21 protein-coding genes are annotated in these 20,243 nt (G+C 72.3%); 12 read left to right on the top strand and 9 right to left on the bottom strand.

Features of this window, described 5'->3' with window-relative positions; genetic code table 11:
- Positions 1-41 precede the first annotated feature (41 nt).
- Positions 42-1,058 (bottom strand): response regulator transcription factor, encoded by a 1,017-nt coding sequence (locus tag Tsedi_RS05205; protein WP_143894291.1) that lies wholly within the window; start codon positions 1,056-1,058, stop codon positions 42-44.
- On the bottom strand, positions 1,030-4,092 hold the full coding sequence (locus tag Tsedi_RS05200) for an ATP-binding protein (protein ID WP_143894289.1): 3,063 nt from the start codon (positions 4,090-4,092) through the stop codon (positions 1,030-1,032). Before Tsedi_RS05200 ends, Tsedi_RS05205 begins: the two co-directional genes overlap by 29 nt.
- Before the next feature lie 69 nt (positions 4,093-4,161).
- Between Tsedi_RS05200 and Tsedi_RS05195 the strand changes: the two genes are divergently transcribed.
- Genes Tsedi_RS05195 through Tsedi_RS05140 form a run of 12 tightly spaced genes read left to right on the top strand, consistent with a single transcriptional unit; the run spans position 4,162 to position 13,361 of the window.
- Positions 4,162-4,464 carry an urease subunit gamma gene (locus Tsedi_RS05195; protein ID WP_143894285.1) on the top strand — a complete coding sequence of 101 codons (303 nt, stop codon included), beginning with the start codon at positions 4,162-4,164 and terminating at the stop codon, positions 4,462-4,464.
- Positions 4,465-4,493: 29 nt separating this feature from the next.
- Entirely contained in the window at positions 4,494-5,099 is a 606-nt protein-coding gene (locus Tsedi_RS05190; RefSeq protein ID WP_143894283.1) for a HupE/UreJ family protein, read from the top strand.
- 10 nt (positions 5,100-5,109) lie between these two features.
- Positions 5,110-5,454, top strand: coding sequence for an urease subunit beta (locus Tsedi_RS05185; protein ID WP_143894281.1), 345 nt, complete (start codon positions 5,110-5,112; stop codon positions 5,452-5,454).
- A 6-nt stretch (positions 5,455-5,460) separates the two neighbouring features.
- On the top strand, positions 5,461-7,206 hold the full coding sequence (gene ureC, locus Tsedi_RS05180; RefSeq protein WP_143894279.1) for an urease subunit alpha: 1,746 nt from the start codon (positions 5,461-5,463) through the stop codon (positions 7,204-7,206).
- A gap of 12 nt (positions 7,207-7,218) precedes the next feature.
- Positions 7,219-7,806 (top strand): urease accessory protein UreE, encoded by a 588-nt coding sequence (gene ureE / locus Tsedi_RS05175; protein WP_246099185.1) that lies wholly within the window; start codon positions 7,219-7,221, stop codon positions 7,804-7,806.
- On the top strand, positions 7,754-8,527 hold the full coding sequence (locus tag Tsedi_RS05170; RefSeq protein ID WP_143894278.1) for an urease accessory protein UreF: 774 nt from the start codon (positions 7,754-7,756) through the stop codon (positions 8,525-8,527). Before ureE ends, Tsedi_RS05170 begins: the two co-directional genes overlap by 53 nt.
- Positions 8,524-9,201, top strand: coding sequence for an urease accessory protein UreG (ureG, locus tag Tsedi_RS05165; protein WP_143894276.1), 678 nt, complete (start codon positions 8,524-8,526; stop codon positions 9,199-9,201). Before Tsedi_RS05170 ends, ureG begins: the two co-directional genes overlap by 4 nt.
- Before the next feature lie 55 nt (positions 9,202-9,256).
- Positions 9,257-10,117: a prepilin peptidase gene (locus Tsedi_RS05160; RefSeq protein ID WP_143894274.1), complete on the top strand. Its 861-nt coding sequence runs from the start codon at positions 9,257-9,259 to the stop codon at positions 10,115-10,117.
- Positions 10,114-10,725: a dephospho-CoA kinase gene (gene coaE, locus Tsedi_RS05155; protein ID WP_143894272.1), complete on the top strand. Its 612-nt coding sequence runs from the start codon at positions 10,114-10,116 to the stop codon at positions 10,723-10,725. Before Tsedi_RS05160 ends, coaE begins: the two co-directional genes overlap by 4 nt.
- Positions 10,726-10,729: 4 nt before the next feature.
- Positions 10,730-11,488 carry a cell division protein ZapD gene (gene zapD / locus Tsedi_RS05150; protein WP_143894270.1) on the top strand — a complete coding sequence of 253 codons (759 nt, stop codon included), beginning with the start codon at positions 10,730-10,732 and terminating at the stop codon, positions 11,486-11,488.
- A 10-nt stretch (positions 11,489-11,498) separates the two neighbouring features.
- Positions 11,499-13,133: an ATP-binding protein gene (locus Tsedi_RS05145; protein ID WP_143894268.1), complete on the top strand. Its 1,635-nt coding sequence runs from the start codon at positions 11,499-11,501 to the stop codon at positions 13,131-13,133.
- An 18-nt stretch (positions 13,134-13,151) separates the two neighbouring features.
- Entirely contained in the window at positions 13,152-13,361 is a 210-nt protein-coding gene (locus tag Tsedi_RS05140) for a DNA gyrase inhibitor YacG (RefSeq protein WP_143894325.1), read from the top strand.
- A gap of 20 nt (positions 13,362-13,381) precedes the next feature.
- On the opposite strand, the gene Tsedi_RS05135 is transcribed toward Tsedi_RS05140, so the two are convergent.
- The 7 genes from Tsedi_RS05135 to Tsedi_RS05105 all read right to left on the bottom strand — a co-directional run bounded on the left by Tsedi_RS05135 (position 13,382) and on the right by Tsedi_RS05105 (position 20,210).
- Positions 13,382-13,966 (bottom strand): CBS domain-containing protein, encoded by a 585-nt coding sequence (locus Tsedi_RS05135; protein WP_143894266.1) that lies wholly within the window; start codon positions 13,964-13,966, stop codon positions 13,382-13,384.
- Between the two features lie 100 nt (positions 13,967-14,066).
- On the bottom strand, positions 14,067-14,549 hold the full coding sequence (locus tag Tsedi_RS05130; protein ID WP_143894264.1) for an NUDIX domain-containing protein: 483 nt from the start codon (positions 14,547-14,549) through the stop codon (positions 14,067-14,069).
- Positions 14,546-15,424 carry an ATP-binding protein gene (locus Tsedi_RS05125; protein WP_143894262.1) on the bottom strand — a complete coding sequence of 293 codons (879 nt, stop codon included), beginning with the start codon at positions 15,422-15,424 and terminating at the stop codon, positions 14,546-14,548. Before Tsedi_RS05125 ends, Tsedi_RS05130 begins: the two co-directional genes overlap by 4 nt.
- Positions 15,425-15,434: 10 nt before the next feature.
- Positions 15,435-16,670 (bottom strand): bifunctional glutamate N-acetyltransferase/amino-acid acetyltransferase ArgJ, encoded by a 1,236-nt coding sequence (gene argJ, locus Tsedi_RS05120; protein ID WP_143894260.1) that lies wholly within the window; start codon positions 16,668-16,670, stop codon positions 15,435-15,437.
- Between the two features lie 22 nt (positions 16,671-16,692).
- Entirely contained in the window at positions 16,693-19,449 is a 2,757-nt protein-coding gene (gene secA / locus Tsedi_RS05115; protein ID WP_143894259.1) for a preprotein translocase subunit SecA, read from the bottom strand.
- A 172-nt stretch (positions 19,450-19,621) separates the two neighbouring features.
- Positions 19,622-19,921: a hypothetical protein gene (locus Tsedi_RS05110; RefSeq protein WP_143894257.1), complete on the bottom strand. Its 300-nt coding sequence runs from the start codon at positions 19,919-19,921 to the stop codon at positions 19,622-19,624.
- Between the two features lie 13 nt (positions 19,922-19,934).
- A complete protein-coding gene (locus tag Tsedi_RS05105; RefSeq protein WP_143894255.1) occupies positions 19,935-20,210 on the bottom strand; it encodes a hypothetical protein in 276 nt (91 codons plus the stop codon).
- Between the last annotated feature and the right edge of the window lie 33 nt (positions 20,211-20,243).

The following is a 20,243-nucleotide window of genomic DNA, read 5'->3' as shown; positions in this document are numbered from 1 at the left end:
CGCCGCGTCTGTACGCCGGATGGCGTACGCGCGCCCGGCCGCTACACCCCGCCGCCCGGGCGCAGCTGCGGCACGCGCTGCAGCGCCAGCGCCGCCGCCGCGGTGCGCGTCTCCACGCCGAGCTTGGCGTGGATGCGCTCCAGGTGCTTCTTGACGGTGGCCGGGCTGGCGCCGACGATGTCGGCGATGTCGCGGTTGATCTTGCCCTGCACGACCCAGTAGAGCACCTCGGCCTCGCGGGCGGTCAGGCCGAAGGTGCTCATCAGCGCCTCCAGCACGCTGGTGTCGGAGGTCTCCTGCATCACGATCAGCCAGTGGCCGCCCTCGCTGTCGGCGCTGGTGTCGGCCGGGTCGTCCACCGAGCGGTACAGCCGCAGCGTCAGCCGCCGCGTGCCCTGCGTCAGCGTCAGCCGCGGCGGCTCCGCCGGCGCCGGATCGCCGCGGCACAGATCCGGCCCGTGGCGGCGCAGCCACTGCAGCACCGGCTCCGGCGTCACCGGCGCCTCGGTGCCGCAGTAGCGCCACAGCAGCTCGCGCGCCAGCGGCGTCTGCCACAGCAGCCGGCCGTCGCGCATGCGCACCGTGATGGTGGCAAAGCCGAACGCATCCAGCGCGTTGCGCGCCTGCTGCTGCACCATCGAACCCTGGCGGATCTGGCGCGAGGTGCGCAGGTGCACGCCAATGCGCGCGATCACCTCCTGCGGCTTGACCGGCTTGGTCACGTAGTCCACCGCACCGGCGGCGAGTCCTTCGATCAGGTGCTCGGTCTCGGTCAGGCCGGTCATGAACAGGATCGGGATGCCGGCGGTGCGCTCGTCGGCCTTGAGCCGGCGCGCCACCTCGAAGCCATCCATGCCCGGCATCAGCGCATCCAGCAGGATCACGTCGGGCCGCGCCTGGCGCGCGCGCTGCAACGCGGTGGGGCCGTCGCTGGCCACCAGCACCGTGTAGCCGGTCTCGTCCAGCATGTCGTGCAGCGCCGCCAGGCTCTCGGGCACGTCGTCCACGATCAGCACCAGCGGGCCGGTTTCACTCTCCAGCACGTGCGGTCGCATCATCGGATGCCTCCATCAGCCATCGCTCCAGCAGGTCGAAATCCAGCGCGCGCGCCGCCTGCCGCACCGCCTCCAGGCCCGGCAGGGGCGGCGCCTCGTCCAGCAGCCGCAGCACGCCGCGCGCCCAGCCCAGCCGCACCCGCTCCAGCAGCGCCGCGCGCAGCGGCGCGGGCCAGGCGTGCAGCCCGGGGCAGGCCGGCACCGCGGCGGGCGGTGGCAGCGCCGCCGGCGCAGCGCCGGCTGCCGGCGCTGCGGCGACGGCGGGGGCGGCCACCTCCGGCAGGTACAGCCGCAGCCGGAACGTCGTGCCCTGCCCGAGCGCGCTGCGCACGGTCAGCTCGCCGCCCATCAGTTCGGTGAGCATGCGCGCGATCGTCAGCCCCAGCCCGGCGCCGGCGGCGCGGCTGGCGGCCGCCCCGCGCGCGAACGGTTCGAACACCCGCTCCAGCTCCGAGGCGCTCATGCCCGGGCCGGTGTCGGCGACCTCGATCGTGGCCAGCTCCCGCGCCCAGGCCACGCGCAGCGTCACGGTGCCGGCGTCGGTGTAGCGCACCGCGTTGCCGAGCAGGTTGAGCAGCACCTGACGCAGCCGCGCCGCATCCGTGCGCACCGCCGCCGGCCAGCGCGGCGGCCCCTCCAGCGCGAAGCGCAGTCCCTTGGCGCGCGCCTGCGGCGCCAGCAGCGCGGCCACCTCCTCCAGCAGCGCGCGCAGGTCGGTCGGGCGCAGGTCCAGCGTCACCCGCCCGGCCTCGATGCGCGCCAGGTCGAGCGTACCCTCCACCAGCGACAGCACGTGCTCGCCGGCGCGCTGGATCATCGCCAGCGCATGCGCCTGGCGCGCATCGGGCACGGCGTCGCGCTGCAGCGCCTGCACGTAGAGCATGATGGCGCCCAGCGGCGTGCGCAGCTCGTGGCTGATGGCGCTCAGGTAGCGGCTCTTGGCCTCGTTGGCGCGTTCGGCGGCGCGCCGCGCCGCCTCGGCCTGCTCGCGCGCGCGCTGCAGCTGGGCGTCGGTGCGGCGGTGCGCGTCGATCTCGCGCAGCAGCAGCCGCGTGTAGCGGTTCGATTCGCGCTGCGCCACGTGGCGCGCGCGCTGCGCCAGCACCAGCCACCACACCACCCCTGCCGCCAGCGCCAGCAGCACGACGTAGACCTTGCGGTAAGCCTCGTGGATGAGCGCCGCCGGCGCGCCCAGCGCCTGCGCGTGGCGCAGATCCTGCTGCGCCAGCAGCGCCAGCAGTCCGGCCAGCACCAGCGCGGTGACCGCCAGCAGCACGAGATAGTGCGCCACCCCGGCGTCCAGGTACGGCTGCCAGCGCCGCGGCAGCCAGCGCCGCAGCCACGCGCGCAGCTGCGTGCCCAGCCGCGCGTGCGGCTTGCAGGCGTCGCCGCAGCGCGCATCCAGCGTGCAGCACAGCGAGCAGATCCAGCCACCGTAGGCCGGGCAGCGCGCCATGTCCGGCCCTTCGTAGTCGCCCTGGCAGACGACGCAGCGCAGCACCGCCGGCGTGACCGACGCGCCCGGTGGGGCGCCGGCCACCGCCGGATCCGGCGTGCGCGCCAGATGATGGCGGCCGCGCGTCCAGGCCCCCAGCAGCACCGCGAGCACGAACGCCGCCCCCATCGACACCAGTGCCGAAAACGCCTGCGCCAGCGCGCCGAGCATCCCGACGTGCGCCGCCACCCCGAGCAGCGTTGCTCCCACCATCGCGCCGACCCCGACCGGGTTGACGTCCACCAGGTGGGCGCGGCGGAATTCGAGGCCGCGCGGCGACCAGCCCAGCGGCTTGAGCACCACCAGGTCCGCCACCACCGCCACCAGCCACGCCAGCGCCACGTGCGCGTACAACCCCAGCACCGCCCCGAGCGCCTGAAAGACGTTCATTTCCATCAGCAGCCAGGCCAGCGCGATGTTGAACGCCATCCAGACCACGCGCCCGGGGTGGTGATGCGTCAGGCGCGAGAAGAAGTTGCTCCACGCCAGCGACCCGGCGTAGGCGTTGGTGACGTTGATCTTGAGCTGCGAGACGACGACGAACAGCGCCGTGGCCGCCACCGCCCAGGCAGGCGGCAGCAGGTGCTCGTAGGCGACGCGGTACATCTGGTTCGGATCGACCGCGTGCGCCGCGTCCACCCCGTGCTCCAGCGCCAGATGCGCCAGCCACGCGCCCGCCAGCATCTTCAGCACCCCAGGCACCACCCAGCCCGGGCCGCCGACGGCCACCGCCGCCCACCAGCGCCAGCGCCGCGCGGGGTGCGGCGGCGGCATGAAGCGCAGGTAGTCGGCCTGCTCGCCCATCTGCGTCACCAGCGCCAGCGCCACCGTCAGCGCCGCACCGAAGCGGTGCCAGTCGAATCCCCCGGCGGCCTCGATCGCACCATCACGGTGCAGCCAGCGCGCCACCGAGCCCGGATCCTGCACCAGCACCGCCGCCCACGGCAGCAGCATCAGCACCAGCCACGGCGGCTGCGTCCACAGCTGAAAGCGCCCGATCAGCGTCACGCCGTGCGTCACCAGCGGAATCACCACCAGTGCGCACAGCAGGTAGCCCCACGACGGCGGGATGCCCAGCGCCAGCTCCAGCGCGTAGGCCATCACCGCCGCCTCCAGCGCGAAGAAGATGAAGGTGAAGGTGGCGTAGATCAGCGAGGTCAGCGTCGAGCCGAGGTAGCCGAAGCCTGCCCCGCGCGTCAGCAGGTCCATGTCCACGCCGTGGCGCGCCGCCGCCACGCTGATCGGCCAGCCCACCAGCGCGATGATCACCCCCGCGGCCAGGATGGCTGCCACCGCGTGCGCGACGCCGAACTGCAGCATCAGCGTGGCGCCCACCGCCTCCAGCACCAGGAACGAGGCCACGCCAAAGGCCGTGTTGGCCACGCGCGCGGCGCTGAAGCGGCGAAAGCGCAGCGGTGTGTAGCGCAGCGCGTAGTCTTCCAGCGTCTCGCTGGCGACCCAGCGGTGGTAGGCGCGGCGCACCGGCGCGATCGGCGCCGACGGCGCCGGGCGCGGCTCGACGGTGCTGGAAACGGGTGGCATGCGCGGCTGGCTTGCAGCTTTCGTGCCATGCCGCCGTCGGCTGGCACAGGGCTTGCTTGCTCACCGGGCATGGATCTGACCCCGCGTGAAAAGGACAAGCTGCTGATCTTCACCGCCGCGCTGCTCGCGGAACGGCGCCGCGCGCGCGGGCTCAAGCTCAACTACCCGGAGGCGGTGGCGCTGATCAGCGCCTACGTGCTGGAGGGCGCGCGCGAGGGCAAGACGGTGGCGCAGCTGATGAGCGAAGGCCGCCGGGTGCTCACACGCGACGACGTGATGGACGGCGTCGCGGAGATGATTCACGACATCCAGGTCGAGGCCACCTTCCCCGATGGCACCAAGCTGGTCACCGTGCACCAGCCGATCGCATGAGCCCCCTCGGCAAAGCAGGAGATGTTCCCATGACCACGTCCTCGTTTCGTAGTCTGGCGTTGCCGCGCCGCGCAGGCCCGTCGCTGGCGACCGCCGGCCTCGGGCTGGCGGCTCACACCGCCTGGGCCCATACCGGCGTCGACATGGGCGCCCACCATGGCTGGCTGGCCGGTCTGATGCACCCCTGGAGCGGACTGGATCACCTGCTCGTGATGCTGGCCGTCGGCGTCTGGAGCGCGCTGGCCACGGCGCGCGTCTGGCTGGCGCCGCTGAGCTTTGCCGCCGTGCTGTGGCTGGGCGCCTGGGGTGCCCAGCAGGGCCTGGCGGTGCCGGCGGTGGAACCGATGATCGTCGCCTCCATGGTGGTGATCGGGGTGTTGATCGCCCTGCAGGCCGCCTGGCCGGCCCCGGTGGTGGCGGCGATCGTGGCGGGCTTTGCGTGGTTTCATGGCGCCGCCCATGGGCAGGAGCTGCAGGGCGGCGCGGCCCTGGCGGGCATGGTGCTGAGCACAGCCGTGCTGCACGCCTTGGGCATCGCGCTGGGCGTGACGCTGCGGCGCTGGCACGCCTGGGCACCGCGCGCCAGCGGCGCGCTGGTCGCGCTGGCTGGCTTCTACACGCTGCTCGCCCGCTGAGGAACCGACGATGACCGCCGCCGACCGTGTCATTCCCGGCGAAATCCTCACCGCCGACGGCGAGCTCGAGCTCAACCCGGGCCGGCCCACCGTCACGCTGGTGGTCAGCAACACCGGCCAGCGCCCGATCCAGGTCGGTTCGCACTACCACTTCGCGGAGGTCAACGCGGCGCTGGCCTTCGACCGCGCCGCCGCGCGCGGCATGCGCCTCAACATCGCCAGCGGCACGGCGGTGCGCTTCGAGCCGGGCCAGCAGCGCACCGTCGAGCTGGTGCCGTATGGCGGGGCGCGCCAGGCCTGGGGCTTTCGCGGTCTGGTCAACGGGCCGCTGGATGATGACGCACACGGAGGCTGACGCACGATGGCCACGATCCCGCGCCGCGCCTATGCGGAGATGTTCGGCCCCACGGTGGGCGACCGGGTGCGCCTGGCGGACACCGGGCTGTGGGCCGAGGTGGAAGACGATCTGACGCTGCGCGCCGGCGGCTACGGCGAGGAGGTCAAGTTCGGCGGTGGCAAGACGATTCGCGACGGCATGGGCCAGAGCCCGCGCAGCCGCGCGCAGGGCGCGGTGGACCTGGTCATCACCAACGCGCTGATCATCGACCACTGGGGCATCGTCAAGGCCGACATCGGCGTGCGCGACGGCCGCATCGTCGCCATCGGCAAGGCCGGCAACCCCGACACGCAGCCGGGCGTGGACATCGTCATCGGCCCCGGCACCGAGGTGCTGGCGGCCGAGGGCATGATCGTCACCGCCGGCGGCTACGACAGCCACATCCACTTCATCTGCCCGCAGCAGATCGAGGAAGCCCTGATGTCGGGCATCACGACGATGACCGGCGGCGGCACCGGGCCGGCCACCGGCACCAACGCCACCACCTGCACGCCGGGGCCGTGGTTCATCGAGCGCATGCTGCAGGCGGCCGAGGCGTTTCCGATGAACCTGGGCTTCCTCGGCAAGGGCAACGCCAGCCGCCCCGAGGGCCTGCGCGAGCAGATCGAGGCCGGCGCCATCGGCCTGAAGCTGCACGAGGACTGGGGCTCCACGCCGGCGGCGATCGACACGTGCCTGTCGGTGGCGGAGGAAACCGACACCCAGGTCGCGATCCACACCGACACCCTCAACGAAAGCGGCTTCGTCGAGGAGACACTGGCGGCGATGCGCGGCCGCACCATCCACGCCTTCCACTGCGAGGGCGCCGGCGGCGGCCACGCGCCGGACATCCTGCGCATCGTCGGCGAGGCGCACGTGCTGCCCTCCTCCACCAACCCGACGCGGCCCTACACCATCAACACGCTGGACGAGCACGTGGACATGCTGATGGTGTGCCACCACCTCGACCCGGCCATCGCGGAGGATCTGGCGTTCGCCGAAAGCCGCATCCGCAAGGAGACGATCGCCGCCGAGGACATCCTGCACGATCTGGGCGCCATCAGCATCATGAGCAGCGACAGCCAGGCGATGGGCCGCGTCGGCGAGGTCATCACGCGCACCTGGCAGACCGCGCACAAGATGAAGGTGCAGCGCGGCTGGCTGGCCCCGCCGCCGGGCCGCGCGCGCGGCGTCGAGCACGAGCCGCGCAACGACAACTTCCGCATCAAGCGCTACGTGGCCAAGTACACGATCAACCCGGCGATCGCGCACGGCGTGGCGCACGTGGTCGGATCGGTGGAGGTCGGCAAGTGGGCCGACCTGGTGCTCTGGAAGCCGGCCTTCTTCGGCGTCAAGCCCGCCGTCGTCGTCAAGGGCGGCCTGATCGCCGCCGCCGCGATGGGCGACCCCAACGCCTCCATTCCGACGCCGCAGCCGGTGCACCTGCGCCCGATGTTCGGCGCCTTCGGCGAGGCGGTGGCGCGCACGTCGCTGACCTTCGTGTCGCAGGCGGCGCTGGCCGCCGGCGTCGGGCAGCGCTGCGGCCTGCGCAAGCCGCTGGTGGCGGTGCGCGGCTGCCGCGGCATCGGCAAGCGCGACATGGTGCTCAACGACGTCACCCCGGTGATGGAGATCGACCCGCAGACCTATGCGGTGCGCGCCGACGGCGAGCTGCTGGTGTGCGAGCCGGCGGCGGTGCTGCCGATGGCGCAGCGTTACTTCCTGTTCTGAAACGTGGGCGCGATGACGATGGCCTCCACCGCCTCGACGACGCTGCTGGCCACGCGCGTGCTGCCGCGCGGCGGTGGCCTGGCGCGCACGCTGCTGGCGCGCGCCCCGGCGCTGGTGCTGGACTGGGCGCAGCGCCAGCGCAGCCGCTTCGAGGCCGCCGACACGCTCGGGCGGCGCATCGGCGTCTTGCTGCCGCGCGGCACCGTGCTGCGCGGCGGCGACGCACTGGTGCTGGCCGACGGCGGCCTGCTGCGCGTGGAGGCGGCGCCGGAGCCGCTGCTGCGCGTGGCGCCGTGCCCGCGGCACGGCACGCCGCTGGACCTGCTGCGCGCCGCCTACCACCTCGGCAACCGGCACGTCGCGCTGCAGATCGGACCCGACCACCTGCAGCTGGAGCGCGACCCGGTGCTGGCCGACCTGCTGCGCGGGCTGCACCTCGACGTCACCGAGGTCGAGGCGCCGTTCGAGCCGGAGGCCGGCGCCTACGGCCACCACGGCCACGCGCATCCGCACGGGCACGGGCATCACCCCGGGCACGGTCACGACCATGAGCACGACCACGGCGCTTCCAGCGACCACGGGCACCGGTACGCACCGTGAGCCGCCGTCCGGGGCCGGCGCGGTCGGCGACGACGCGCTGCTGGCGCTGCTGTGGCTGGCCTCGCCGGCGCTGCCGCTCGGGGGCTTTTCCTACTCGGAGGGGCTGGAGGCGGCGGTGGAGGCCGGCCTGGTGCACGACGAGGCCAGTGCCGCCGAGTGGCTGCTGGCGCAGCTGCACCTGGCACCGGCGCGCGCCGACCTGGCGGTGACGGCGGCGGCGCTGCCGGCGTGGCGGCAGGCCGACTGGAGCGCCCTGCGCGAACTGGACGGCTGGGTGCGGCGCACGCGCGAAAGCGCCGAGCTGCGCCTGCAGACCGAACAGCAGGGTCACGCCGTGGTGCAGTGGCTGACGGGACTGGCGCCCGGGCTGCACCCCGCCCCGCCGCCGGCAGCCGTGCCGGCGGACCTGCGCCAGCCGACCTACCCGGTGGCCTACGCCTGGGCGCTGGCGAGCCTCACGCCGCCGGCGCTGCCCGTCTCGCAGGCGCTGCTGGCCGCCGGCTTTGCCTGGTGCGAGGCGATGGCGCAGGCCGCGATCAAGGCCGTGCCGCTCGGCCAGGCGGCGGGGCAGCGCCTGCTGGCGCGGCTGCGCGCGGCGCTGCCGGCGCTCGTGGCCCGCGTCGCGGCACGGCCCGCCACGCAGCGCCAATCCTTCACCCCGATGCTGGCGATCCTGTCGGCCCGCCACGAAACGCAGTACAGCCGCCTGTTCCGCTCATGAACGCTCCCCTGACCGTCACCCCGCTGCACGCCATCCCCGGGCGCACCAAGCCGCTGCCGCCGCTGCGCGTCGGCATCGGCGGCCCGGTCGGCTCCGGCAAGACCACGCTGCTGGAGATGCTGTGCAAGGCCATGCGCGACCGCTGGGACCTGGTCGCCATCACCAACGACATCTACACCAAGGAAGACCAGCGCCTGCTCACCCACAGCGGCGCGCTGCCGCCCGAGCGCATCCTCGGCGTGGAAACGGGCGGCTGCCCGCACACCGCGATCCGCGAGGACTGCTCGATCAACCTCGAGGCCATCGACCGCATGCTGCGGCGCTTTCCGGACGCCGACATCGTCTTCGTCGAAAGCGGCGGCGACAACCTGGCCGCCACCTTCAGCCCGGAGCTGTCGGACCTGACGATCTACGTCATCGACGTGGCCGCCGGCGAGAAGATCCCGCGCAAGGGCGGACCCGGCATCACCCGCAGCGACCTGCTGGTGATCAACAAGATCGACCTGGCCCCCCACGTCGGCGCGAGCCTGGAGGTCATGGCCGCCGACACCGCGCGCATGCGCCCGGATGCCGAGCGCCGCCCGTGGGTGATGACCAACCTCAAGACCCTGCAGGGGCTGGACGAGGTGGTGGCGTTCATCGAGCGGCGCGGGCTGCTCGGCCTGGCCGCCTGAGCACGGCGGGGCGGCCGCGCTACACTCGTGCGGCCAGCTCCCTCGCACCCGACCGATGCCCGCCGCCACCCCGCCCGTCGACCCGGTTCCGTTCGTCGCCATCGCGGCGCTGCTGGGCCTGCTGGTCGGCAGCTTCCTCAACGTCGTCATCCACCGCCTGCCGCGGATGCTGCAGCGGCGCTGGGCGGCGGAGTGCGCCGCGCTGCGCGGCGAGGCGGTCGCCGAGGCGCCGCGCTACGACCTGCTGGCGCCGCGCTCGCACTGCCCGCAGTGCGGCACGCCGATCCCGTGGTGGCGCAACGTACCGCTGCTGTCCTTTGCGCTGCAGCGCGGCCGTTGCGCCGCCTGCGGCGCGCCGATCGGCTGGCGCTATCCCCTCGTGGAAGCGGCCACCGGCGCGCTGTTCGCCTGGTGCGCGTGGCGCTACGGCTGGCAGCCGGCCGCGCTGGCCTGGGCTGGCTTTGCCGCGACGCTGCTGGCGCTGGCCGCCATCGACTGGGACACGACGCTGCTGCCGGACGACCTGACGCTGCCACTGCTCTGGGCGGGCCTGACCGCCGCGGCGCTCGGCTGGACGGGACAGGCCCTGCCGGACGCGCTGTGGGGGGCGGTGGCCGGCTACCTCAGCCTCTGGAGCGTCTACTGGGCGTTCAAGCTGCTCACCGGCAAGGAGGGCATGGGCTACGGCGACTTCAAGCTGCTGGCAGCACTCGGTGCGTGGCTGGGCTGGCAGGCGCTCATTCCCCTGGTGCTGGTCGCGTCGCTCTTGGGCGCCGCGGTGGGGCTGGCGATGAAGGCACTTGGAACCCTGCGCGAGGGCCGCTACGTGCCGTTCGGGCCGTTCCTCGCCTTCGGCGGGTTGCTGGTCTGGATGACAGGCCCGCACGCGCTGCTGCGCTGGGTGGGGCTGGCATGAACACGCCGCTGCGCATCGGCCTGACCGGCGGCATCGGCAGCGGCAAGAGCACCGTGGCGCGCATGCTCGCCGAGCTCGGCGCCGACGTCATCGACGCCGACGCGATCGCGCGCGCCGTCACCGCCGCCGGAGGCGCCGCGATCGAGCCGATCCGCGCTGCCTTCGGCCCCGCTTTCATCGACGCGAGCGGCGCGCTGGACCGCGCGCGCATGCGAGCGCTGGCCTTTTCCGATCCGCAGGCCAAGGCGCGGCTGGAGGCGATCGTCCATCCGCTGGTGCGCGCCGAGATCGACCGGCGCGTGGCGGCCAGCGCCGCCGACACCGTGGTGCTGGATCTGCCCCTGCTGGTGGAGTCGGACGCGTGGCGGCAGCGCTGCGACCGCGTCTGGGTGGTCGACTGCGAGCCCGAGACGCAGATCACGCGCGTGATGGCACGCAGCGGCTGGCCGCGCGCGCAGGTCGAGGCGGTGCTGGCGCAGCAGGCCAGCCGCGCGCAGCGGCTGGCCGCGGCCGACGTCGTCATCGCCAACGGCACCGGCACGGATCTTTCCACTCTGCGCGAGCGGGTGCGACAGGCCTGGGCGCGGCGGCGAATGCCGCTATCATGACCGCGTGATCCTCTACGAATACCCCCTCAACGAGCGCACCCGCACCTACCTGCGCCTGGAGCATCTGCTCAAGCGGCTGGGTGTGCTGGTGCCCCGTGAGCATCCGCTGGACCACCACCATGCGCTGCAGACCCTCTTCGAAATCCTCGAGGTGGGCGCGCGCGCCGACCTCAAGAGCGAAATCCTGAAGGATCTCGAGCGCCACAAGCAGCAGTTCGAAGGGTGGCGCGGCAACCCCGCGATCTCGGAGGCGGCGCTCGACCATGTGATCGGCCAGATCGACCGCTGCTACGGGGCGCTGCGTGACGACGAGGGCCGGCCGGGACACGCACTCGGTGGCGTGGAGTGGCTGCAGTCGGTGCGCAACCGCATCGTCATTCCGGGAGGCACCTGCGCCTTCGACCTGCCCGCCTACCACGACTGGCAGCACCGCCCGGCCGCCGAGCGGCAGGCCGACCTGGCGCGCTGGGCGCAGGAGGTGGCCTGCCTGGCCGAGCCGGTGCAACTGCTGCTGCAGCTGCTGCGCGAATCGGCGGTGGCGCAGAAGGTCTACGCCACGCAGGGCCAGTTCCAGCAGAACCTGCCGCAGAGCCGCACCTTCCAGCTGCTGCGCGTCTGGATCGACCCGGCGCTGCAGCTGATCCCGGAGATCAGCGGCAACCGGCTGCTGGTGTCGGTGCGGCTGCTGCGCCGCGGCGAGGCAGGCAAGCTCGAGCACGCCGCCGACGCCGAGGCCGAACTCGAACTCCACCTGTGTGCGTGAGGGCACGACGATGACCACCTCACGGCCCCGCCGCAAGCTGCCCATCGGCATCCAGACCCTGCGCGACATCCGCGAGGGCGGCTACTACTACGTCGACAAGACGCCGCTCATCGCGCGCCTGGTCGACAGCGGCAAGCACTACTTCCTCTCGCGCCCGCGCCGCTTCGGCAAGAGCCTGCTGCTGGACACGATCGCCTGCGCCTTCGAAGCCCGCCGCGAACTGTTCGACGCGCACGATGGATCCGACGGCAGCGCCCCGCGCGAGAAACTGTTCCTTGCCGACCACTGGGACTGGGCCAGGCCGCACCCGGTGATTCGCCTGAGCTTTGCCGAGGGACGGTTGGCCGAAGGCGCCAAGCTCGAAGCCCACATCCACCATCAGCTCGACACCAACGCCGCCCGGCTCGGCGTGAGCCTGCCGCCCGTCGGCGAAGACCCGCACATCCGCTTCACCGAGCTCATCACCCGCGCCGCCCAAGCCCACGGACAGCAGGCCGTGGTGCTGGTCGACGAATACGACAAGCCCATCCTCGACAACCTCGAGACGCCGGAGGTCGCCCGCGCCATGCGCGAGGGCCTGCGCAACCTCTACAGCGTCATCAAGGGCAGAGACGCCGACCTGCGCTTCGTGCTGCTGACCGGCGTGTCCAAGTTCAGCAAGGTCTCCATCTTCTCGGGCCTGAACAACCTCAACGACATCACGCTGGACGAGCGCTACGGCACGCTGTGCGGTTACACCGATGAGGACATCGACACGGTGTTTGCGCCGGAGCTCGAGGCTGCCGAGCAAGAGGGCCAGCCACTCGACCGGGACGAGATCCGCCGCTGGTACAACGGCTACCGCTGGGGACCGGTGAGCGTCTACAACCCGTTCGACGTCCTGCTGCTGCTGGACAAGCGGCAGTTCCGCGCGCACTGGTTCGAGACCGGCACGCCCACCTTCCTGGTGGAGTGGCTGAAGAGCCGCGGCTTTTTCACGCCGCAGCTGGAGCGGCTGATCGCGGATGACGAGCTGCTCTCCGCCTTCGATGTGGACGACATCGCCGTGGAGGCGATGCTGTGGCAGACCGGCTACCTGACGATCCAGCGCACCGAGGTCTGCGACGGCGTGCGCGAGTACGAGCTGGGGGTGCCGAACCTGGAGGTGCGCGCGGCGCTCAACCGCGCGCTGCTGCGCGCCTGGCTGCCGCAGCGGCCCGAAGGCCGCATGACCGACGTGGTGCGCATGCTGCGCGCGGCCGACACCGACGCGCTGCGCGCGCACTTCCAGCGCCTCTACGCCAGCATCCCGCACGACTGGGTGCGCGCCAACCCCATCGCCCGGTACGAGGGCTACTACGCCAGCGTGTTCTACAGCCACCTGGCCAGCCTCGGCCTGGACATCGTGCCGGAGGAAGTGTCCAACCCGGGGCAATGCGACCTCGTCATCCGCCATGCCGGCCGCGCCTGGGTGATCGAGTTCAAGGTGGTCGACGGCGAGCAGCCCACCGGCGAGGCCATGCGGCAACTGAAGGCCCGCGACTACGCCGCCAAGCACCGCGGCGCGCCGGGCATCACGGAAGTGATCGAGCTGGGGGTGGAGTTCAGCCGCGCCAAGCGCCAGGTCGTCGGGTGGGAGGTGGCGCGCGCGGGCGCGCACGCTTGACGAGGCAACCCGATGGGAATGACCGGCAGCCCTCCTCCCGGCTTTGCGCCGCGCACCGTGCGCTGTCCGGCCTGCGGACGGCCGGCGCGCTACGCGCCGGACAATCCGTGGCGGCCGTTCTGCAGCGCCCGCTGCAAGCAGGTGGACCTGGGCGCCTGGGCCAGCGAGGCGTACCGGGTGCCGGATCCGACACCTCCGACGCCGGGACCGGAGACGCCCCCGCACTGACGCCAGCCGGGGCGCGACGCTCACGCCGCCAGCGACGCGCGGATTTCCGAAAAGCTGCTGGCCAGGTCGAGCACGTCGATCGGCTGGCCGAGCTGGCGCTCGATCTGCGTGTGCGAGATGATGCCGCGGATCCACGGCCCGTGGCCCGCGCCGGCCTTCTCCGCCACCAGCAGGTGGCGCCGGCCGACCGCCTTGAGCGTGGCGATCACGTCGGCGACGCTGCAGCGCTTGAGGTCGTCGTAATCCACCGCGTCGAACGCCTCCAGCGGCGTCATCACGTCGGCCACCACCAGCTCGTCGTAGGTGACGCCACGGCGCTGCGCCGCCAGCAGCGGCCGCTCGCCCTCCAGGTCGGCGGCGGTCACCAGCCCCTCCACGCACGGCAGCTCGCGCACGACGAACAGCAGCCGCACGCCCTGGTGGATCATGGTCTGGCGCGCCGCGCGCAGCGTCTCCTCCGGCGTGGTGGTGGCCGCGCGCACCTCGGTGAGGTCAGTCATCACCGTGATGCCGGGGGAATGCAGCGTCACCGAGGGCCGCTGTGGCGGCTGGGCCTGCACGATGCAGGTGCCCGGCGGAAAGCGAAACGGCGTCAATCGCGACATGGCCTTGCTCCTGTGCTGATGCCCTGCTCAGGGCCCTGCGCGCAGCGTAACGGGGCGGATGCACGCTGGCAAGGGGGCCGGCCCTATGACGGCGATTGCCTCAGGCACCCTGTCCGTTGCCGTCCTGCTCCATCCAGCGCAGCAGCGGCCACGTCCCGGGCAGCACCGGCGCCACCGTCACCGGCAGGGTCTGCCACGCGAACGCCTGCCCCTCGTGCATCTGCAGCTCGCCGCACCAGTCGAACACGCGGCAGACGTGCAGCCGCACGCGCGCGTGCGGGTAGTCGGCCTCCAGCACGCGCCACGGCTGCGCCGCCCCGATCGTCACGCCGATTTCCTCCTGCAGCTCGCGGCGCAGGGCCTGCTCCACCGACTCGCCCGGCTCCACCTTGCCGCCGGGGAACTCCCAGTGCCCGGCGTAGGCCTTGCCGGGCGGGCGCGTGGTCAGCAGAAAGCGCCCGGCGCGGTCGATCAGCACGCCGACCGCCACGTCCACCACCGGCCGCGGGCCGGGCGCGCGCGGCCGGTCGGCATCGACCACCAGCACCTCGTCGGGCGCCTGTGCGGCGGCGGGTTTGGTCATGCCCCCTCCGCGGACGTGCGGCCCGCCCAGTCGCGCGCGAACTGGTAGGCCACGCGCCCGCTGCGCGCGCCGCGCTCCAGCGCCCACACGAGGGCCGCGCGGCGCGCCTCGTCCCACTGCGCCTCGGGCACGCCGTAGGCCGCCAGCCACTGCCGCACCACGGCCAGGTATTCGTCCTGGCTGAACGGGTAGAAGCTCACCCACAGGCCGAAGCGCTCCGACAGCGACACCTTCTCCTCCACCGCCTCGGCCGGGTGCAGCTCGCCGTCGTCGCCGTAGGTGGCGGCGAGGTTGTCGCGCATCGTCTCGGGCAGCAGGTGGCGGCGGTTGCTGGTGGCGCAGATCAGCACGTTGGGCGTCGCGGCGGCCACCGAGCCGTCCAGAATCGACTTCAGCGCCTTGTAGCCCGGCTCGCCTTCCTCGAAGCTCAGGTCGTCGCAGAAGACGAGAAAGCGCTCCGGCCGCGGCGCCACCACCTCGACGATGTCGGGCAGGTCGGTCAGGTCGCCCTTGTCCACCTCGATCAGGCGCAGGCCCTGCGGGGCGTATTCGTTCAGGCACGCCTTGATCAGCGAGCTCTTGCCTGTGCCGCGCGCGCCGGTCAGCAGCACGTTGTTGGCCGGCAGCCCGCGCACGAAGCGCTCCAGATTGCGCTGCACCCTGGCCTTCTGCTCGTCGATGGCCTGCAGGTCCTCGAGCCGGATCGAGGCCACGTGCCGCACCGGCTCCAGCACGCCGTGCGCGCCGCGCTTGCGGTAGCGAAACGCCACCGACGCGCCCCAGTCCGGCGCGCAGAGCGGCTGCGGCAGGATGGCCTCGATGCGGTCGATCAGCGCCTCGGCGCGCGCCAGCAGCCGTTCGAATCGTTCGTTCATCGCTTCGCCATCAGCTGCGGTAGTCGGCGTTGATGCTGACGTAGTCGTGGCTCAGGTCACACGTCCACACGGTCTCGGCGGCGGTGCCGCGCCCCAGGTCCACGCGCACGGTGATCTCGCTTTGCTTCATGACGCGCTGGCCGTCCTCCTCGCGGTAGGCCGGGTGGCGCCCGCCGCGCGTGACCACGTGCACGTCGTCCAGGAACAGCTCGATGCGGCCCTGGTCCAGATCGTCGAGGCCGGCGTAGCCCACCGCCGCCAGGATGCGGCCCAGGTTGGGGTCGCTGGCGTAGAAGGCGGTCTTGACCAGCGGCGAGTGCGCGATCGCGTAGGCGACCTTCAGGCACTCCTCGGCGTCGCGCCCGCCCTCGACGCGCACGGTGATGAACTTGGTGGCGCCCTCGCCGTCGCGCACGATGGCGTGCGCCAGCGTGCGCGCGACCTCCGTCACCGCCGCCAGCAGCGCCTGCCCGGCAGGACTGTCCAGCGACGTGATGCGCGCAAGCGCCGCGCGGCCGGTGGCCATCACGATGAACGAATCGTTGGTGGAGGTGTCGCCATCGACCGTGATGCGGTTGAACGAGCCATCGGCGGCGCGGCGGGCGAGTTCCCCGATCAGCTCCGGGGCCACCGGCGCGTCGGTGGCCACGAACCCCAGCATGGTGGCCATGTTGGGCCGGATCATGCCGGCGCCCTTGGCGATGCCGGTCACCGTCACCGGCACGCCGTCGATCGTCACGCGGCGGCTGGCGGCCTTCGGCACGGTGTCGGTGGTCATGATGCCCTCGGCCGCGCGCAGCCAGTGCGCGCCGTCCTCGGCCGCATCGGCCAGCGCCTCCGGCAGCCCCGCCACGATGCGCTGCACCGGCAGCGGCTCCATGATGACGCCGGTGGAAAACGGCAGCACCTGCTGCGGCGCCACGCCGAGCCGCTGCGCCAGCGCGATGCACACCGTGCGCGCGTCGATCAGCCCCTGCTCGCCGGTGCCGGCGTTGGCGCAGCCGGTGTTGACCACCAGCGCGCGGATGCCCTGCCCCGCGGCCAGGTGCTCGCGGCAGACCTGCACCGGCGCGGCGCAGTAGCGGTTGCGCGTGAAGACGCCGCCCACCGCGCTGCCGTCGTCCAGCAGCATGACGGTGAGGTCCTTGCGGTTGGGCTTGCGCACGTGCGCCTCGGCCACGCCCAGGCGCAGGCCGGGCACGGGCAGCAGATCGGCGGCGTCGGGAACGGTCCAGTTGACGGCCATCGCGGACTCCTCGGGCGGCAGCTCAGGTCAGCTTGCCGTGGCAGTGCTTGTACTTCTTGCCGCTGCCGCACGGGCACGGATCGTTGCGGCCGACGCGCGGCATCGAGGGCACCGGCGGGCGGGCGAGCAGCCCGGCATCGGCGGTGGTCTCGGCCTCCCCGGTCTCGGTCGGCGCGGTGTAGGTGACGTTGGTCAGGTGCGTGGCGCGCGCCTCCATCTGCTGCGCCGCGCCGCTCATCTCCTCCGGCGTCTGGATGCGCACGTTCATCAGGATGCGCGTGACCTCGTCGCGCACCGCGTCCAGCATCTGGCCGAACAGCTGGAACGCCTCGCGCTTGTACTCCTGCTTGGGCTGCTTCTGCGCGTAGCCGCGCAGGTGGATGCCCTGGCGCAGGTAGTCCAGCGCGCTCAAATGCTCGCGCCAGTGCTGATCCAGCGTCTGCAGCAGCACCACGCGCTCGAACGGCCGCAGCGCCTCCGCCCCGGCCAGCCGCACCTTGGCCTCGTAGGCGTCGTGGGCGGCCTGCACGACGCGGCGCACGATGTCCTCGTCGTCCATCTCGCTGGCCTGCTGCACCTCGGTCACCAGGTCCAGCGTCAGCCCGTAGCGTTCGGCCAGCGCCTGCTGCAGGCCGGGCAGATCCCACTGCTCCTCCACGCTGCCGGCCGGCACGTACTGGCGCACCAGGTCGGTGAAGCAGCCTTCGCGCAGCGCGGCGATCTGGCCCGACAGGTCCGGCGCATCGAGGATGTCGTTGCGCTGCTGGTAGATGACCTTGCGCTGGTCGTTGGCGACGTCGTCGTACTCCAGCAGCTGCTTGCGGATGTCGAAGTTGCGCGCCTCGACCTTGCGCTGCGCGCTCTCGATGGCGCGCGTGACCATGCCGGCCTCGATCGCCTCGCCCTCGGGGATCTTGAGCCGCTCCATGATGGCCTTGACGCGCTCGCCGGCAAAGATGCGCATCAGCGGGTCGTCCAGGCTCAGGTAGAAGCGGCTGGAACCGGGGTCGCCCTGGCGGCCGGCGCGGCCGCGCAGCTGGTTGTCGATGCGGCGGCTCTCGTGCCGCTCGGTGCCGATGATGCGCAGGCCGCCGAGCTGCTTGACCTTCTCGTGGTCGGCCTGCCACTGCTGGCGCAGCTGCTCCATGCGCTGCGCCCTGGCGGCCTCGTCCAGCGCCGGGTCGGCCTCCACCGCGGCGATCATCTTCTCCAGGTTGCCGCCGAGCACGATGTCGGTGCCGCGGCCGGCCATGTTGGTGGCGATCGTGATCGCGCCCGGGCGACCGGCCTGGGCGATGATCTCGGCCTCGCGCGCGTGCTGCTTGGCGTTGAGCACCTGATGCGGCAGCCCCTCGCGCTGCAGCAGCTGCGACAGCAGCTCGGAGTTCTCGATCGAGGAGGTGCCCACCAGCACCGGCTGGCCGCGCTCGTGGCAGGCGCGGATGTCCTCCACCACGGCGCGGTACTTCTCGGCCAGCGTCTTGTAGACGCGGTCCTGCTCGTCGCGGCGCTGGCTGGGCTTGTTGGGCGGAATGACCACCGTCTCCAGCCCGTAGATCTGCTGGAACTCGTAGGCCTCGGTGTCGGCGGTGCCGGTCATGCCGGCCAGCTTGCCGTACAGGCGGAAGTAGTTCTGGAACGTGATCGAGGCCAGCGTCTGGTTCTCCGGCTGGATCGCCACGCCCTCCTTGGCCTCCACCGCCTGGTGCAGCCCGTCGCTCCAGCGCCGCCCCACCATCAGGCGTCCGGTGAACTCGTCGACGATGACGACCTCGCCGTTCTGCACCACGTAGTGCTGGTCGCGGTGATAGAGGTGGTGGGCCTTGAGCGCCGTGACCAGGTGGTGCAGCAGCGTGATGTTGGCCGGATCGTAGAGCGAGGCCCCTTCCGGCAGCAACCCGGCGCGCGTCAGCAGCTCCTCGGCGCGCTCGTGCCCCTGCTCGGTCAGGTGGATCTGGTGCGACTTCTCGTCCACGGTGAAGTCGCCCGGCTCGACGACGCCTTCGCCGGTGCGCGGGTCGGCCTCGCCGATCTGGCGCTTGAGTTGCGGTACCAGCTGGTTGACCTTGACGTAGAGCTCGGTGTGGTCCTCGGCCTGGCCGCTGATGATCAGCGGCGTGCGCGCCTCGTCGATCAGGATCGAGTCCACCTCGTCGACGATGGCGTAGTGCAGGCCGCGCTGCACGCGGTCGCGCGCCTCGTACACCATGTTGTCTCGCAGGTAGTCGAAACCGAATTCGTTGTTGGTGCCGTAGGTGATGTCGGCGGCGTAGGCGGCCTGCTTGGCCTCGCGGTTCATCAGCGGCAGGTTGACGCCCACCGTGAGCCCCAGCCACCTGTAGAGCCGACCCATCCACTCGGCGTCGCGGCCGGCCAGGTAGTCGTTGACGGTGACGACGTGCACGCCCTTGCCGGTCAGGGCGTTGAGGTACACCGGCAGCGTGGCGGTCAGCGTCTTGCCCTCGCCGGTGCGCATCTCGGCGATCTTGCCCTGGTGCAGCGCGATGCCGCCCATCAGCTGCACGTCGAAGTGGCGCATCTTCATGACGCGCCGGCTGGCCTCGCGCACCACCGCGAACGCCTCGGGCAGCAGGTCATCGAGCGACTGCCCCTGCGCCAGGCGCTGCCTGAACTCGGCCGTCTTGGCCTGCAGCTGCTCGTCGCTGAGCAGTTGCAGGGCCGGCTCCAGCGCGTTGATGCGCTCGACGATGCGGCGGTAACCCTTGAGCAGCCGGTCGTTGCGGCTGCCGAAGATCTTGGTCAGGAACGGAATGGCCATGGAAACCCCGCCACGCCCGCCCGAGAGCGCCGGGCGTGCCGTGCTGTGCGTGCTCACTCAAAAGAACCGGCCGCGGACCTGCACGCCGCAGCCGGACGAACACCGGCCGGCAGCCCCAGGGAGACCGCCGGCCATGATGGCAGGCATTGTAGCCCTGCAAGCCGCGCTACCGTCAGCGCGGCATCGGCGCGGCCTGCACCTGCACGCGCACCGTCTCCAGCGTCGGCCAGCCGGCCGCACGCGCCGCCGCCAGCAGCACCGGCGCCAGCTGGCGCACCTTGGCCGCCACCGACGGATTGGCCGCCAGCAGCCACCATTCGCGCTCGTCCAGCGGGCCGGGCTGCACCTGCTCGCGCAGCAGCGGCGGCAGATGCACCACCACCCGCCGCAGCAACCGCGCCGAGGCCCACGCGCGCTCGGCCACGTCGGCCAGCGTGGCGTTGGCGCGCACCGCCTGCTGCAGCGTCAACATGACGGCCCGGCCCTCACTGCGGCTGCGGGCCGGTCTCGCGCACGCACTTGGCCACGAAGCTCGTGCGTGCGGCGCCTGCCAGCTTCCTCTCGCCGGCCTGCGCCTCGCAACGCGCCTGCGCCTCCTGCCGGCACTTCTTCACGAACGACGTCCTGGCCGCACCGGCCAGCTTGCGCTCGTGCGCCGCGGCCTCGCATGCGGCCGCCTCGCCCTCGGCGGCCCACGCCGCCGCGGCCGTCCACCCCAGCATCAGCGCCAGTGCGGCGCCGCCGACCCTGCTCATCCGCATCGTTACCCTCCTTGCCCCTCGCACGAGGGGCTC

Source organism: Tepidimonas sediminis, from assembly GCF_007556605.1.
Classification (GTDB): Bacteria; Pseudomonadota; Gammaproteobacteria; order Burkholderiales; family Burkholderiaceae_C; genus Tepidimonas; species Tepidimonas sediminis.
The sequence above is the reverse complement of the archived record's forward strand: the minus strand, read 5'-3'. Positions and strand labels throughout refer to the sequence as shown.

Excerpts from the sequence above, each read along its gene's own strand:
- ureE (WP_246099185.1), top strand. The coding sequence starts at position 7,219 with ATGACGATGGCCTCCACCGCCTCGACGACGCTGCTGGCCACGCGCGTG.
- Tsedi_RS05110 (WP_143894257.1), bottom strand. The coding sequence starts at position 19,921 with ATGTTGACGCTGCAGCAGGCGGTGCGCGCCAACGCCACGCTGGCCGAC.
- Tsedi_RS05205 (WP_143894291.1), bottom strand. The coding sequence starts at position 1,058 with ATGATGCGACCGCACGTGCTGGAGAGTGAAACCGGCCCGCTGGTGCTG.
- coaE (WP_143894272.1), top strand. The coding sequence starts at position 10,114 with ATGAACACGCCGCTGCGCATCGGCCTGACCGGCGGCATCGGCAGCGGC.
- Tsedi_RS05200 (WP_143894289.1), bottom strand. The coding sequence starts at position 4,092 with ATGCCACCCGTTTCCAGCACCGTCGAGCCGCGCCCGGCGCCGTCGGCG.
- Tsedi_RS05105 (WP_143894255.1), bottom strand. The coding sequence starts at position 20,210 with ATGCGGATGAGCAGGGTCGGCGGCGCCGCACTGGCGCTGATGCTGGGG.
- Tsedi_RS05125 (WP_143894262.1), bottom strand. The coding sequence starts at position 15,424 with ATGAACGAACGATTCGAACGGCTGCTGGCGCGCGCCGAGGCGCTGATC.
- argJ (WP_143894260.1), bottom strand. The coding sequence starts at position 16,670 with ATGGCCGTCAACTGGACCGTTCCCGACGCCGCCGATCTGCTGCCCGTG.
- Tsedi_RS05160 (WP_143894274.1), top strand. The coding sequence starts at position 9,257 with ATGCCCGCCGCCACCCCGCCCGTCGACCCGGTTCCGTTCGTCGCCATC.
- ureC (WP_143894279.1), top strand. The coding sequence starts at position 5,461 with ATGGCCACGATCCCGCGCCGCGCCTATGCGGAGATGTTCGGCCCCACG.
- Tsedi_RS05195 (WP_143894285.1), top strand. The coding sequence starts at position 4,162 with ATGGATCTGACCCCGCGTGAAAAGGACAAGCTGCTGATCTTCACCGCC.
- Tsedi_RS05130 (WP_143894264.1), bottom strand. The coding sequence starts at position 14,549 with ATGACCAAACCCGCCGCCGCACAGGCGCCCGACGAGGTGCTGGTGGTC.
- secA (WP_143894259.1), bottom strand. The coding sequence starts at position 19,449 with ATGGCCATTCCGTTCCTGACCAAGATCTTCGGCAGCCGCAACGACCGG.
- Tsedi_RS05140 (WP_143894325.1), top strand. The coding sequence starts at position 13,152 with ATGACCGGCAGCCCTCCTCCCGGCTTTGCGCCGCGCACCGTGCGCTGT.
- Tsedi_RS05170 (WP_143894278.1), top strand. The coding sequence starts at position 7,754 with ATGAGCACGACCACGGCGCTTCCAGCGACCACGGGCACCGGTACGCAC.
- Tsedi_RS05190 (WP_143894283.1), top strand. The coding sequence starts at position 4,494 with ATGACCACGTCCTCGTTTCGTAGTCTGGCGTTGCCGCGCCGCGCAGGC.
- ureG (WP_143894276.1), top strand. The coding sequence starts at position 8,524 with ATGAACGCTCCCCTGACCGTCACCCCGCTGCACGCCATCCCCGGGCGC.
- Tsedi_RS05145 (WP_143894268.1), top strand. The coding sequence starts at position 11,499 with ATGACCACCTCACGGCCCCGCCGCAAGCTGCCCATCGGCATCCAGACC.
- Tsedi_RS05135 (WP_143894266.1), bottom strand. The coding sequence starts at position 13,966 with ATGTCGCGATTGACGCCGTTTCGCTTTCCGCCGGGCACCTGCATCGTG.
- Tsedi_RS05185 (WP_143894281.1), top strand. The coding sequence starts at position 5,110 with ATGACCGCCGCCGACCGTGTCATTCCCGGCGAAATCCTCACCGCCGAC.